This window comes from Neisseria mucosa, assembly GCA_003028315.1.
Classification (GTDB): Bacteria; Pseudomonadota; Gammaproteobacteria; order Burkholderiales; family Neisseriaceae; genus Neisseria; species Neisseria mucosa.
Genome location: CP028150.1, coordinates 1,442,778 through 1,456,969, shown reverse-complemented (window position 1 = coordinate 1,456,969; position 14,192 = coordinate 1,442,778). Strand labels below are relative to the sequence as shown.

The window sequence follows — 14,192 nt, the reverse complement described above, 5'->3', positions numbered from 1 at the left end:
TGAATATATCTGCTTGCTTATTGTGGATTCTCTCTCTATCAGCCTTCATAACTTGGCCTTGTGAGGATATTGTGCAAGCTTCACTAGAGATTGTCAACAATTTTTAATTATATCTTAATCAGATTTTGTGCTATATCGAAATGGAATCAAGCAAAAAGCGATAAGGGGCGGGTTGCTGCCGTTGCAAAATTTCTGTGATTTCAAACGATATGACACGCCAGACTATGAGGAGAGCTTAAATAATGAATACCGATAACGATACCCTCCATGCGCCTACCCCTTCTTCCATGATGCCGCCAGGCAGGCATGATTCGGAGCTGTTCCGCGTTTACGCCCTGATTTTGGATGGCATCACCGACCATGTTTTGCTGCCCGGCAAAAAACTGACCGAATCCGAGCTTTGCCGCCAAATGGTCTGCTCGCGCAATACTGTGCGCGGCGCGCTGTCCCTGTTGGCGCACGACAAAATCGTCGATTTGCAGCCCAATCGCGGCGCGTTCGTCCATGTTCCCGATTTGAAGGAAATGCAGGACGTGTTCAACGCGCGTATCGAAATGGAAAGCATGATTTTGAACCTCCTGTCCGATATGCCCGATTTGGAAACCCGCCTCCAGCCGCTCTACGCGATGATCGAGCGTGAAGAACAGGCATCCGACAGCGGCGACCGCGTGGGTTGGAACCGCCTGTCCAACGCCTTCCACGTCGAACTCGCTCGCCTCATCGACAACCACGTCTTGTTCGACATCATGAACACCCTGTGCGCCCGCTCTTCGCTCATCGTCGCCGTTTTCGATGCGCAGCGTCATGAAAAACGCACCATCAACACCCACACCCATTCCGAACACCGCGAAATCCTCGACCTGCTGGTCAACGGCAAACGCAACCGCGTCGTCAAAGTCATGCGCAAACACTTAAGCGCGTGCGTAGAGCGTTTGGAACGCAAATACGAAGGCGAGTAATCAAATGCCGATAAAAGGTCGTCTGAAAACAAGCGTAGTAAGTTTTCAGACGACCTTTGTCAGCATTTTCGGTGTTGTCAAGCAGCTTTACGCCAACCTGCCGACCAAACCGACATTCCGACATCTTTTCCATGAGACATTTCTCCAATGACCGCTTATACGCAACAGCTCGACCAAAAAATCCAATACTTGCAACAGCTTTTCCAAGGTTTGGATTTTCCTGAAATTCAAGTTTTCGAATCCCCCGAACAGCATTACCGGATGCGCGCCGAATTCCGCATCTGGCACGAAGGCGGCGAAATGTTTTACGCCATGTTCGAGCGCGGGCAGAAAGCAAGCGGCGCAAGCTTGATACGTTGCGACCAATTTCCCGCCGCCTCCGAATCCATCAACGCCTTGATGCCCAAGCTCATCGAAGCCGCCGCAAAAAATCCCGAACTCAAAAACCGCTGGTACGCCGTAGAATTTTTGTCTGCACTGAGCGGCGAAATGCTCGTTACCATGATTTACCACAAAAAACTGGGCGAAGCGTGGCAGTGTGCCGTCGAAACCTTGGCGCGTGAATTGGGCATCCATATCATCGGTCGGAGTAGGGGGCAGAAAATCGTTTTGACTCAAGACTATATAATCGAAGAGCTGAACGTAAACGGCAAGACCTTCCGCTACCGCCAAGTCGAAGGCAGTTTCACGCAGCCCAACGCCCGCGTGTGCGAAAAAATGCTCGGCTGGGCATGCGATGTCGCGCAAAACCTCGGCGGCGACCTGCTCGAACTCTACTGCGGCAACGGTAATTTCACCCTGCCGCTCTCGCAGCATTTCCGTCAGGTGTTAGCGACCGAAGTGTCCAAAACTTCCGTTTATGCCGCACAGTGGAATATCGAAGCCAACCAAAGGGACAACATCAAAATCGCCCGCCTCTCTGCGGAAGAATTTACCGAAGCCTATACCCAAAGCCGCGAATTCCGCCGCCTACAAGAACAGGGTATCTCGTTGAAAGATTATGATTTTTCCACGATTTTTGTCGATCCGCCCCGAGCCGGCGTCGATGATGAAACGCTGAAGCTGGTTTCCCAGTTTGACAACATTATCTATATTTCCTGCAATCCTGAAACACTGCGCGCGAACCTCGATACCCTCTGCCAAACCCATACTGTCGAACGCGCCGCGTTGTTTGACCAGTTCCCGTTTACGCACCATATCGAAAGCGGCGTTTATTTGAAGAAGAAATAAAGAAGCGGATTTGAAAAAGGTCGTTTGAACATTTTAAAACCATGGATTTTCATGTGCAGAACTGTTTTCAGACGACCTTTTCCCTGATAACAAATTTCCAATAAAGCCTAAATCATCATGCCCGTAGATTCCTTTTTCTACCTCTTACTGCTTACAGGATTTTGCGCCGGACTGATGGACGCGGCGGTCGGCGGCGGCGGGTTGTTGCAAATACCTGGGCTGTTTAACTTGCTGCCAACTTCCACACCTGTTGCTTCGGTGATGGGCGTGAATAAGTTTGCCTCCTGCTGCGGGACGGTTACTGCCACGGGGCAATATCTGCGCAGAATCCCCGTGCCGTGGAAAATGCTGCTGCCCGCTGCCGTACTGGCGTTTGCTGCTTCCTATCTGGGCGCGAAAGCCGTGGTCTTTTTCCTCGTGCAATATATGAAACCGGCGATGCTGGTCATCATGATTGCCATGTGTGTTTATACCTTTATCAAAAAAGATTTGGGACAAACGGTGCGCACTGAAAAGCTGACGCGTCGCGAAACCTTGTGGGGCTTGTTTTTCGGCGCATTAATCGGCTTTTACGACGGGATTTTCGGGCCGGGGACGGGCAGCCTTTTGGCTTTCGTGTTCGTCCGTTTTTACGGCTACGATTTTTTGACGGCAAACGCATCGGGCAAAGTCATCAACTCGACCACCAATCTCGCCGCGCTGACATTTTTTATCCCGCAAGGGCACGTCGTTTGGGCGTGGGCAATCCCGCTTGCGCTGGCGAATTTGTGCGGCGGCGTGGTCGGCGCGAAATTGGCGATACGCGGCGGCACCCAGTTTCTGCGTTATGGATTTATGGTGTTGCTGTGTCTGACCATAGGCAAATTCGCTTGGGATTTGATTCGATAACAGAAGGCGTGTCAAAGGCAGGATTCGCCCGCCGAAAGCGTTTCAGACGACCTTTGTATGCTAAAATCCGTCATCTTTCAGCAAATGACCGATAGAGGGAAACATGGCAGGCAACACTTTCGGACAACTCTTCACCGTTACCACCTTCGGCGAAAGCCACGGCGCAGGTTTGGGCTGCATCATCGACGGCTGCCCGCCCGGACTGGCATTGGCCGAATCAGACATCCAAGCCGACCTCGACCGGCGCAAACCCGGCACCAGCCGCCACGTTACCCAACGCCGCGAAGCCGACCAAGTCGAAATCCTCTCCGGCGTCTTCGAAGGCAAAACCACCGGCACACCCATCGCCCTCTTAATCCGCAATACCGACCAACGCAGTAAAGACTACGGCAACATCGCCACCAGCTTCCGCCCCGGCCATGCCGACTATACCTATTGGCACAAATACGGCACGCGCGACTACCGCGGCGGCGGCAGGAGCTCTGCCCGCGAAACCGCCGCCCGCGTTGCCGCCGGAGCCGTTGCCAAAAAATGGCTGAAAGAAAAATTCGGCACGGAAATCACCGCCTACGTCACCCAAGTCGGCGAAAAAGAAATTCAGTTTGAAGGCTACGAACACATTTCCCAAAATCCCTTCTTCGCCGCCAACCAAAGCCAAATTGCCGAGCTGGAAAACTATATGGACAGCGTACGCAAATCGTTGGATTCCGTCGGCGCGAAACTACATATCGAAGCGGCCAACGTCCCCGTCGGCTTAGGCGAACCTGTTTTCGACCGCCTCGATGCCGAAATCGCCTACGCCATGATGGGCATCAACGCCGTCAAAGGCGTGGAAATCGGCGCAGGCTTCGGCAGCGTCGTCCAACGCGGCAGCGAACACGGCGACGAACTTACCCCGCAAGGCTTCTTGTCCAACCACTCAGGCGGCATCCTCGGCGGCATCAGCACCGGACAAGACATCCACGTCAACATCGCCATCAAGCCCACCAGCTCCATCGCCACCCCGCGCCGCAGCATAGACATCAACGGCAACCCCGTCGAACTTGCCACCCACGGCAGACACGACCCCTGCGTCGGTCTGCGCGCCGCCCCCATCGCCGAAGCCATGCTCGCGCTCGTGCTTATCGACCACGCCCTGCGCCATCGCGCACAAAATGCCGACGTAGTTGTCGATACGCCCGATATTGCCAAATAGTGCGGATAAAATTGAAAGAGGTCGTCTGAAAACAAACATGACAGATTGTGCCGAACATTTTCAGACGACCTTTCTCAACGCCTATTGAGATAAGTGTGCCGGCCCGTCCGCAACATAAACATTTACAATCGAACATTCGCAAAAAAACTTAGCCAAAACACAGGCTTTATACTAAAATACCGCCATTACCGTGCCATAGAGAAACGCACGGCTTTATTTTAGAGGAATACAAACGACATGACACAAGAAACCGCTTTGGGCGCAGCTTTGAAATCCGCCGTCCAAACCATGAGCAAGAAAAAACAGACCGACATGATTGCCGATCACATCTACGGCAAATACGACGTCTTCAAACGATTCAAACCGCTGGCCGTCGGCATCGACCAAGACCTTGTTGCTGCGCTGCCCCAATATGATCCTGTCCTGATTGCCCGCGTCCTCGCCAACCATTGCCGCCGCCCCCGCTACCTTAAAGCCTTGGCGCGCGGTGGAAAACGTTTTGATTTGAACAACCGCTTCAAAGGCGAAGTCAGCGCGGAAGAACAAGCCATCGCCCAACAGCATCCGTTTGTCCAGCAGGCTTTGGCAGAACAAGCCGAGCGCCAAGCGGCCAAACAGGCAGCGAAAACTGAGGCAGTAGAAGCCGAACAAGTCGGCGCAGCAGTCGAAACTGAAGAAACGGCACAAAACAACGCCGAATAATATCGAATGATTTTAAAAGGTCGTCTGAAAACGGATTTTCTGTTTTCAGACGACCTTTTTTATGGATATTTCAAACCAACGGAGGAGGGGTAGAGGAACACACTCTGCGGCCATGATTTCTGCTTTGACAGGGATTCACAAACGTGTTTTTTGTTGATTTTTTATCGGGGATTACACGTTTTCAAAGATGGATTTTTGTATGCGTGAGGATTGAAGTAGATGGGAATATCTTGTTTTGTTTGATTTTATTTTAAACTTGGAAAATCAAGATAAAAAAATGCGCATATCGTTTGGGATATGCGCCAAGTCTACAAAGGAGAAATAGAGGAGAAAAATCAAGCTGCATCAAGCAACTCAACGGGCATCATTCTGACACAATAAAGAATTCTTGTCAATAGTTTTTATGAAAATTCTTAAATTGTTGCATTACATGCAACATATTGAATCAGTATTGGAAAATAGCGGCATTTGGTGTCGGGAATTATCATCAAGACAAAACAAAAGGTCGTCTGAAAACCTTTCCCACCTATAATGGGAGAAGTTTCAGACGACCTTTCAGACGGTTAAATCAAGCCGTAATTGACGGTACTATCCATACCTAAAGCTTTCAGGAATTGGGCAGTGGTATAGCTTTCGCCACCTTCAAATTTAAAGGTGTCAACCGTATCATGACCGGATGGGGAATGAACCATATCCTTGATAGTCAATGCGTTATTTGAACCTTTCAGCTTCACAACCCAGTCTTTGCCTGTGGTCAATTCGACATCTTTAATCGTTAAATTTCCTGAGAAGAGAACGGTAGTATCTGCTTCTGTACGGATATTGTGCAATGTATCGTGTCCGCTTTCTTTTCCTAACATAATGGTATTTTTAACCGAGTGTCCGGAGTCAAAAATGGCATCATTACCCGCACCGCCGTCAATGACGTTGTATCTTCCTAAGGTGATAATATCTTCTCCTTTGCCACCGTAGAAGGTAACTTTACCGATCACGTCTGAAAAGTCCGCAGTATCGTTATCAGCCGATCCGTAAACAACGCGGTTGTATCCCCTCTGGTCAACACCATACCAGTCAATTTTATCGGTAAGGTCGTGGACAAGGTTACCGGCTTTGTCAAAGTGAGGCACATTCAGACCGAAATGCTCAATGATTTCGCCAACGGTATAGGTTTTGGAATCAAACTGGAATTCGCTGATTGCGCCGTAAATGCCGGATTGGTTTTTAATAGTCAGGACATCGTTTGTCCCTTTGATTGAAATGTTCCAAGTATCGCCGTTCAGACGGGGAATAATAATGAATTCGGAATCGGAAGGGATATGATCAATGCCGGATTTGTCATAGCCTTGGGTCATCGAAATTTCTAAATCATCCAAAGTCAGACCGCCGGTAAATTTAACGGTATTGGCGTTTTGCATTCCGTTTGGGTTGAATTCGGGATCAAGATTGAAATTGTAGTCAAAGATGGTATCGTGTCCGTATCCTTTACCAAAGACGTAAGTATCTCTGTGTTGTCCGCCTTCTAGATGGTCATCGCCGGCGCCGCCGTCCAGATAATCATCACCGACGTCGGCATACAATTTATCATTGCCGTCGCCGCCGTAGAGTTCGTCATCGCGTTCATTACCGAAATAGCTTGTTCCGCTATCACGCAATATGTCATCTCCGCCTAGTCCGTACAGACGGTCGCGTCCGTCGATTCCGCTGTCGATGGTATCGTTTTGCTCTGTACCGGTAAGGATGTCGTCTCTTGCTGTGCCGGTGATGGTCGAACCTTGTTTCTTTGAATTGGCAACAGCTTTGAGCAGGGATCCGTGGGTATAGGTTTCGCCGAGCAGTTCAAAACGTCCGATAGCAACTTTGCCGTCTGAGCTGATTTGGTCCCGAATCAATGCGGAGCCGTTTGCGGACGTAATCAACCAGTCTTTCCCGCCTTGTGCGTTGTCATTGATGCTGATTTTGAGGTCTTTGATACGGAGGTCGTCTGAAAAACGCAAAGTGTTGTTTCCTTGATTGTCGATAATCGTATCATCGTCGCTGAAAATATAGGTGTCGTTACCTGCGCCGCCTTTTAGGGTATCTTTTCCTTTGCCGCCGATTAAAGTGTCGTTGCCTGCGTCGCCATTGATGTTGTCGTTCCCTTCGCCACCATCCAGGTAATCATCACCATCACCGCCGTTAAGGTTGTCATTTCCACCCATGCCGTAAACGGTATCGTTGCCGCGCCCGCTGTTGAGACGGTTGTGTCCGGCATTGCCGGTCAAGATATTGTCGTTGTTGTTGCCTGCGCCGAAGATATTGGCATTGCCGGTCAAGGTAACGTTTTCAACATTGGTTGCTGCTGTGTAGGAAACACTGCTGATTACGGTATCGGTACCTGCATCTTTCTTTTCGATAATGACATCCTTGACATTATCAACATAATAAGTATCGTCCCCCCATCCTCCGCTCATCGTGTCGGCACCAGCTTTGCCGTCAATAGTGTCATTGCCATCACTACCATTTAAAACGTCGTCTGAATCGGTTCCATTAATGGTCAGGTTTTGTGGTTTCGCTGTTTCAATATTGGCTTTTGTTGCACGGATAAATTCGGCTACGTCCAAAACACCACTGTCAAAAATAAATTGATGGATGGAAGGAACACTGCTTCCGGCAGTATATTGGTTGCTGATGGTTAGTACGGAATCTGTGTTATTAATGGAGATTTTCCAATCCTGCCCGCCTTCATTGTTAGTAACAGCCATTATGGTCAAATCTTCGGCACGCAAGCCTCCGGTAAAGCGGACGCGGTTGCTTCCCTCGGTATCGACGATGGTATCCCTGCCGCCTGCCGCATTGAAAATGTAAGTATCGTTACCTGTACCACCGTTAAGTACATCGTCACCGGCTTCCCCGTTTAATGTATCGTCGCCATCTTCACCGAACAGTAAATCAAAGCCTTCCCCACCGTTGATGGTGTCATCGCCACCACCGCCGTAAACGGTATCATTGCCGCGTCCGCTATTAAGACGGTTACGTCCGCTGTTGCCAATAAGTATGTTATCCCCGTTATTCCCTGCTCCGAAGATATTGGCATCACCTTCTAGAATTAGATTTTTTTCTCCGGCAGCAAGCGTGCGGCTGATATTGCTGCGGATGTAGGTCCCGTTATTGGTATTTACCGTATATGCCGAGGTAGATACACCGTGAATGTGCTGTGTTGAAGGAGTTGTTTTAATATTCATAGATATTGTTTTCCGTAGAAATGAAGGATTAAACGGTGATGATGGGAACTATTTGGTTTGTTGGTGTTCCTGACTAAATAAACAATTTAGCATGGCATTGGGAGAATTGTTGGATTTAGGTACGAACGGATATAAATATGGCATGGGCGGTTTGACTGAATATTTTATTTAAAGTTCTGATTTTACGAAAAATAAATATTTTATCTTCATTTTTTATAAATAATGTGATGAGTTAATTGAATTTTTGTTATGGTTTTGCAGCATTTAAATTTGCGAAAATCTGTACTTTAAGGTACTTAAATCAAGCCTGTTTTGTATATATCATGCCGTATTACCGTTTTTCTTTTCGCTATGAAGTCAAAAAATACATTTGTTTTTCTGTGAATTTTTCATTTTCTATGTTCTAAGGCTATAATTTTTAAAAAATAAAATATCGAATAAATAATAACTCGTTAAGAATATTTGATAAATGAGCTGTTGAGTATCAAGCCGTTCGGGGATGGGGTAGGGTTTTGAGGTATTGTTTCACTGAATACGCGCCTATTTTTTATATTTAACGTACAAAAAGGTCGTCTGAAAACCTGATGGATAAGGTTTTCAGACGACCTTGGATTCGGATTTCAAGTGCAACACTAGGGTACCGGTGGTTGGAAAGAATAAAACACTTGGCGTTTCGTAGCCAAGTGTTTTTCTTGGCCGGTGGTTCAACTCATCTTGAACCCTGCGTATCTCCCGATCGCTGATGTTTCGGAAATCGGTTTGTTTGGGGAAATATTGGCGGATGAGTCCGTTGGTGTTCTCATTCAGCCCTTTCTCCCAAGAATGGTAGGGGCGGCAAAAATAGGTTTTCGCTGCTAATGCTTTGGCTATTTTGGTGTGCTGGTAGAACTCTTTGCCGTTGTCCATGGTGATGGTGTGCACTCTGGCTTTATATGCCTTTAATACCCTAATGGCCGCCCGGGCAGTGTCTTCGGCCTTTAAGTTATCCAATTTGCAGATGATGGTGTAGCGGGTAGTGTGTTCGACCAAGGTCAATAACGCGCTTTTCTGATCTTTGCCGATGATGGTGTCGGCCTCCCAATCGCCGATACGGGTTTTTTGGTCGACGATGGCGGGTCGGTTTTCTATGCCGACGCGGTTGGGCACTTTGCCTCTGGTCCATGTGCTGCCGTAGCGTTTGCGGTAGGGTTTGCTGCATATTCTGAGATGTTGCCACAAAGTGCCGCCGTTGCTTTTGTCTTGGCGGAGGTAGCGGTAAACGGTGCTGTGATGGAGTGTGATCCCGTGGTGTTTATGCAGGTAGGCACATACTTGTTCGGGACTGAGTTTGCGGCGGATAAGGGTGTCGATGTGTTGAACCAGCTGCGAATCGAGCTTATAGGGTTTTCGCCGGTGCTGTTTGGTCAGCCGGCTTTGCCGTTCGTCTTGGGTCAGTTGTGTGTAGCCCATGGCAATCTTTCTTGCAGGAAAGGCCAGTATGCTACCGCATACCGGCCTTTTTCTGTTATGGAAAGTTGCACTTCAAATGCGAATCCGCCGACCTTTTATTTACAACGGGAAATTACAGCGAGCGGGCGACTTCGACGATGTCGAAGCATTCCAGTTGGTCGCCTTCCATAATTTCGTTGTAGCCTTTGATCATCAAGCCGCACTCGAAGCCCATGCGGACTTCTTTGACGTCGTCTTTGTAGCGTTTCAAAGAAGACAGTTCGCCAGTGTGGATGACCACGTTGTTGCGGATGAGGCGGATATGGGAATCGCGTTTGACCACGCCGTCGGTAACCATACAGCCTGCGATGTTGCCGACTTTGGATACGCTGATGACCTGACGGATTTCGACCATACCGGTAACCTGCTCTTTCTCTTCCGGCGCCAGCATGCCGCTCATGGCCGCTTTGACGTCGTCGATGGCATCGTAAATGATGTTGTAGTAGCGGATTTCCACGTTTTCATTTTCGGCAAGTTTGCGCGAAGAAGCGTCTGCACGCACGTTAAAGCCGATGATGAACGCGCCTGAAGCGATGGCAAGGTTGACGTCCGATTCGGTAATGCCGCCCACGCCGCTGTGCAATACGTTTACTTTCACTTCGTCGGTGGACAGTTTCTTCAGGCTGCCCGCCAAAGCTTCGTAAGAACCTTGTACGTCTGCTTTGATGATGACCGACAAGGATTGGGCTTGGTTTTCGCCCATGTTGTTGAACATATTTTCCAGCTTCGCCGCCTGCTGTTTGGCAAGGCGCACGTCGCGGTATTTGCCTTGGCGGAAGAGCGCGATTTCGCGGGCTTTTTTCTCGTCTGCCAACACCATTGCGTCTTCACCGGCGTTCGGTACGTCGGACAAGCCGAGGATTTCGACCGGAATAGACGGGCCGGCTTCGTTGACGGCTTTACCGTTTTCATCGACCATCGCTCGGATTTTACCGAACGCAGTACCGGCAAGCAGCATATCGCCTTTTTTCAGCGTACCGCTTTGCACCAAGAGGGTAGCGACCGCGCCGCGTCCTTTGTCCAGACGGGCTTCGACGATGATGCCTTTGGCGGGCGCATCGACAGGGGCAGTCAGTTCCAAAACTTCGGCCTCAAGCAATACGGCTTCGAGCAATGCGTCGATATTGATGCCTTTTTTGGCGGACACGTCGATAAATTGTACATCGCCGCCCCATTCGTCCGGCACGACTTCGTGTGCGGTCAACTCTTGGCGGATACGCTCGGGATTGGCCGCCTCTTTATCGATTTTGTTCACGGCTACCACCATCGGCACGCCCGCTGCTTTAGCGTGGGCAATGGCTTCGATGGTTTGCGGCATCACGCCGTCGTCAGCTGCGACCACGAGAATCACGATGTCGGTTGCTTTCGCACCGCGCGCGCGCATGGCGGTAAACGCTTCGTGACCCGGGGTATCTAAGAAGGTAATCACGCCGCGCGGGGTTTCAACGTGGTATGCGCCGATGTGCTGGGTAATGCCACCCGCTTCGCCTTGTACCACTTTGGCGCGGCGGATGTAGTCCAACAGCGAGGTTTTACCGTGGTCGACGTGACCCATCACGGTAACGACCGGCGGACGCGGCAACGCTTCGGCTTCCACAGCTTCCACGCCTTCATCCAAGAATGCTTCGGGATCGTCGGCGGCGGCAGGTTTGCCGATGTGGCCGAGTTCTTCCACCACAATCAGGGCGGTGTCTTGGTCGATGGATTGGTTGATGGTCACCATCATGCCCATTTTCATCAGGGCTTTGACCACTTCCACGCCTTTGACTGCCATTTTGTGCGCCAAATCGGCAACGGTAATGGTTTCGGGAACCAAGACTTCGTGAACGACAGGTTCGGTCGGCGCTTGGAAGGCGTGTTGGTTCGGCTCGAGTTTGAGTTTCTTGCCTTTTTTACCACTGCGTACGCGCTCGTCGTCGCCGTTGCGCGCATTGCGGTCGCGTCCGCCTTTACCGCCTTTACCTTTGGCGTTGCGGCCTTGGTTGTCATCGTCGCGGTTGTGGCGGTCTTCTTTTTTCGCACGGGCAGGATTGGCGGCTTTGCCTTCTGCAGGCGCGGCTTTGGCTTTTTCGGCAGGCTTGCGCTGCTCGGCAGCTTTGGCTTCGGCTGCAGGCTTGGCTTGCTGATCCGTCTGTTGTTTCATGGCTTCGCGGCGCGCCTGACGCTCTTGTTTTTCTTTCAACAAGGCTTCTTGATGGGCGCGTAAAGCGGCGGCGCGGCGTGCTTCTTCGTCGCGTTGCGCTTGCTCTTCCGCGCTGACCACAGGTTGCGGAGCGGCAGGGGCAGCGGGTTTTGCTGCTTTTTTCGCGTCTTTGCCTTTATTGCCTTTGTCTTGTTTAGACTTGGCTTTGCCTTCGGCAGGTTTTTCAGACGACCTTTGGGCAGGTTTGTCTTCAGCCTGAACTGCTTGTGCAGCGGGTTCTGCCGGTTTGTCGTCGGCTTTGCTTCCAGCTGCTTTCACTTCGGCAGGTTTTTCAGCCGCTTCAACAGGTTTCGCTTCTTCCGCTTTGACTTTCGGCTCGGCTTTTGCTGCTTTGGCAGCCTTCAACTTCGCAGCTTCCGCTTCGGCTTTCGCACGCGCTTCGGCACGGGCGGCGGCCTCAGCTTCGGCTTTCGCCTGTTCTGCGGCTTGGTCTTTCGCTTCTGCCTGCTCGGCTTTTTGTGCTTCAGATGCTGCTTTGGCTTTAGCTTCGGCGGCAAGCTCTTCCGGCGAAGGAATCGTTACGGAACGGCCGCGTTTGCGTTCGACTTTGACGCCGCTGACAGTGCTGACTTCGGTTTTTTTGCGGCGGATACTGATGGTTCCGCCGTCATTGCCGTTTTTCTTTTTCAGATAGGCGTTCAGCAGTTGTTTGTCGTCCAGCGTCAGGGAATCGCTGCCGCTACTTTTATTGACGCCGGCTTCTTTCAGTTGTTTCAGCAAATCATCGACGGGGCGTTTCAGTTCGGCGGCAAATTGTTCTACGGTTGTGTTACTCATCTGTACCCCCATTAGTTCTCTTCAGTAAACCAGTGTTCGCGGGCGGCAAGAATCACTTTTTTCGCCGCTTCTTCATCTACACCGGTTATTTCAATCAGTTCGTCAACGGCCAGTTCCGCCAGGTCGTCGCGGGTGGTTACGCCGGCTTCCGCCAGTTTGCGGAGCATATCGGAATCTACGCCGTCCAGATTGCGCATGTCGTCTGAAACTTCTTCCAGCTTCTCTTCGGACGCAATCGCCATGGTCAGAATCGCATCACGCGCGCGGTTACGCAGGGTTTCGACGATTTCTTCATCAAAGCCTTCGATGGCGAGCAATTCTGCAGCCGGAACGTAAGCGACTTCTTCCAGCGTAGCAAAACCTTCTTCAACCAAAATATCGGCGGTTTCGTCGTCGATGTTCAAATGCGCGGTGAAGAGGTCTCGGATCGCTGCGTCTTCGGCGGCGGTGCGTTCGTCCGCTTCTTCGACAGTCATGATGTTCAACTGCCAACCTGTCAAATCAGATGCCAAGCGCACGTTTTGACCGCCGCGGCCGATGGCAAGCGCAAGCTGGTCTTCGGCGACGATCACGTCAACCGCGTGTTTGTCTTCGTCAATCACGATACGGCTGACTTCGGCAGGAGACAGCGCGTTCATCACGAACTCGGCAGTTTCAGACGACCACAACACCACATCAATGCGCTCGCCTGCCAATTCGTTGCTGACGGCGTTCACACGGGAGCCGCGCACGCCGATACAAGTGCCTTGCGGATCGATGCGTTGGTCGTTGGCTTTGACCGCCACTTTCGCACGTTGGCCCGGATCGCGCGCCACTTCACGGATTTCCAACAAGCCGTCTGCAATTTCAGGCACTTCCATTTCGTACAGCTTCGCAAGGAAATCGCCCGAGGTACGGCTGAGGATAACTTGTTTGCGGCCGGTGTTGCCGATTTCGTCCACACGCAAAAACAGCGCGCGGATACGGTCGCCGCCGCGGAAGTTTTCGCGCGGAATCATTTGTTCGCGCGGAATCAGCGCGTCCAGCTTGCCCGGAACGACTTCGACGATGATGCCGTGGCGCTCTACGCGTTTTACCGTACCGGAAACGATATCTTCTTTAACAGCAAGAAACTCGTTCAAATTTTGCTCGCGCTCGGCATCGCGGATGCGTTGCAGGATGATTTGTTTGGCAGTTTGCGCGGCTTGGCGGCCAAAGCCTTCGTTCGGCAGCGTTTCTTCGTAGTAGTCGCCGATTTGAATGTCGGTACCCGGAATTTCTTCTTGGATTTCTTCGATGGTTTTTTCCAGGTCGGGATAGGTGTAATCCTCGTCGGCAACAATCAGCCAGCGACGGTAAGTATGATATTCGCCAGTATCGCGGTCGATTTCGACGCGCACGTCCATGTGCTCGCGGTCGGCTTTTTTCTTGGCTGCGGTAGAAAGGGCAAATTCCAATGCTTGGAACACCACTTCCGCTTCAACGTTTTTCTCGCTTGCCAACGCTTCGGCAAGTTGCAACATTTCGCGACTCATTTTTTAGAATCTCCA

At 50.8% G+C, this 14,192-nt stretch carries 9 protein-coding genes and 1 pseudogene; 5 read left to right on the top strand and 5 right to left on the bottom strand.

Annotated elements, in window-relative coordinates:
* Nucleotides 1-242 precede the first annotated feature (242 nt).
* From NM96_07270 to aroC, 4 genes are all read left to right on the top strand, one after another.
* Complete coding sequence (locus NM96_07270) at nucleotides 243-959, top strand: GntR family transcriptional regulator (protein AVR79155.1); 717 nt, start codon at nucleotides 243-245, stop codon at nucleotides 957-959.
* Nucleotides 960-1,106: 147 nt separating this feature from the next.
* Nucleotides 1,107-2,189, top strand: a complete 1,083-nt coding sequence (gene trmA / locus NM96_07265) for a tRNA (uridine(54)-C5)-methyltransferase TrmA (protein ID AVR79154.1) — start codon at nucleotides 1,107-1,109, stop codon at nucleotides 2,187-2,189.
* Between the two features lie 117 nt (nucleotides 2,190-2,306).
* Entirely contained in the window at nucleotides 2,307-3,077 is a 771-nt protein-coding gene (locus tag NM96_07260) for a hypothetical protein (GenBank protein AVR79153.1), read from the top strand.
* Nucleotides 3,078-3,180: 103 nt separating this feature from the next.
* Entirely contained in the window at nucleotides 3,181-4,272 is a 1,092-nt protein-coding gene (gene aroC, locus NM96_07255) for a chorismate synthase (protein AVR79152.1), read from the top strand.
* Here the strand turns inward: aroC and NM96_07250 are convergent.
* Nucleotides 4,199-4,408, bottom strand: a complete 210-nt coding sequence (locus tag NM96_07250; GenBank protein ID AVR79151.1) for a hypothetical protein — start codon at nucleotides 4,406-4,408, stop codon at nucleotides 4,199-4,201. The two genes, aroC and NM96_07250, sit on opposite strands and share 74 nt — an antisense overlap.
* Nucleotides 4,409-4,509: 101 nt before the next feature.
* On the opposite strand from NM96_07250, the gene NM96_07245 reads away from it, so the two are divergent.
* The gene (locus tag NM96_07245; protein ID AVR79150.1) at nucleotides 4,510-4,974 is read left to right on the top strand and encodes an osmoprotectant transport activator ProQ; all 465 of its coding nucleotides are present in this window, start codon (nucleotides 4,510-4,512) and stop codon (nucleotides 4,972-4,974) included.
* Nucleotides 4,975-5,537: 563 nt separating this feature from the next.
* On the opposite strand, the gene NM96_07240 is transcribed toward NM96_07245, so the two are convergent.
* The 4 genes and pseudogenes from NM96_07240 to nusA form a co-directional block, all read right to left on the bottom strand.
* Nucleotides 5,538-8,195, bottom strand: a complete 2,658-nt coding sequence (locus NM96_07240) for a type 1 secretion protein (GenBank protein AVR79149.1) — start codon at nucleotides 8,193-8,195, stop codon at nucleotides 5,538-5,540.
* Nucleotides 8,196-8,792: 597 nt separating this feature from the next.
* Nucleotides 8,793-9,715 (bottom strand): annotated as a pseudogene (locus tag NM96_07235) (IS30 family transposase).
* A gap of 41 nt (nucleotides 9,716-9,756) precedes the next feature.
* Nucleotides 9,757-12,663 carry a translation initiation factor IF-2 gene (locus NM96_07230; protein ID AVR79148.1) on the bottom strand — a complete coding sequence of 969 codons (2,907 nt, stop codon included), beginning with the start codon at nucleotides 12,661-12,663 and terminating at the stop codon, nucleotides 9,757-9,759.
* 11 nt (nucleotides 12,664-12,674) lie between these two features.
* Nucleotides 12,675-14,177: a transcription termination/antitermination protein NusA gene (nusA, locus tag NM96_07225; GenBank protein AVR79147.1), complete on the bottom strand. Its 1,503-nt coding sequence runs from the start codon at nucleotides 14,175-14,177 to the stop codon at nucleotides 12,675-12,677.
* Nucleotides 14,178-14,192 lie beyond the last annotated feature (15 nt).

Excerpts from the sequence above, each read along its gene's own strand:
- NM96_07270 (AVR79155.1), top strand. The coding sequence starts at position 243 with ATGAATACCGATAACGATACCCTCCATGCGCCTACCCCTTCTTCCATG.
- trmA (AVR79154.1), top strand. The coding sequence starts at position 1,107 with ATGACCGCTTATACGCAACAGCTCGACCAAAAAATCCAATACTTGCAA.
- NM96_07260 (AVR79153.1), top strand. The coding sequence starts at position 2,307 with ATGCCCGTAGATTCCTTTTTCTACCTCTTACTGCTTACAGGATTTTGC.
- aroC (AVR79152.1), top strand. The coding sequence starts at position 3,181 with ATGGCAGGCAACACTTTCGGACAACTCTTCACCGTTACCACCTTCGGC.
- NM96_07250 (AVR79151.1), bottom strand. The coding sequence starts at position 4,408 with ATGTTCGATTGTAAATGTTTATGTTGCGGACGGGCCGGCACACTTATC.
- NM96_07245 (AVR79150.1), top strand. The coding sequence starts at position 4,510 with ATGACACAAGAAACCGCTTTGGGCGCAGCTTTGAAATCCGCCGTCCAA.
- NM96_07240 (AVR79149.1), bottom strand. The coding sequence starts at position 8,195 with ATGAATATTAAAACAACTCCTTCAACACAGCACATTCACGGTGTATCT.
- NM96_07230 (AVR79148.1), bottom strand. The coding sequence starts at position 12,663 with ATGAGTAACACAACCGTAGAACAATTTGCCGCCGAACTGAAACGCCCC.
- nusA (AVR79147.1), bottom strand. The coding sequence starts at position 14,177 with ATGAGTCGCGAAATGTTGCAACTTGCCGAAGCGTTGGCAAGCGAGAAA.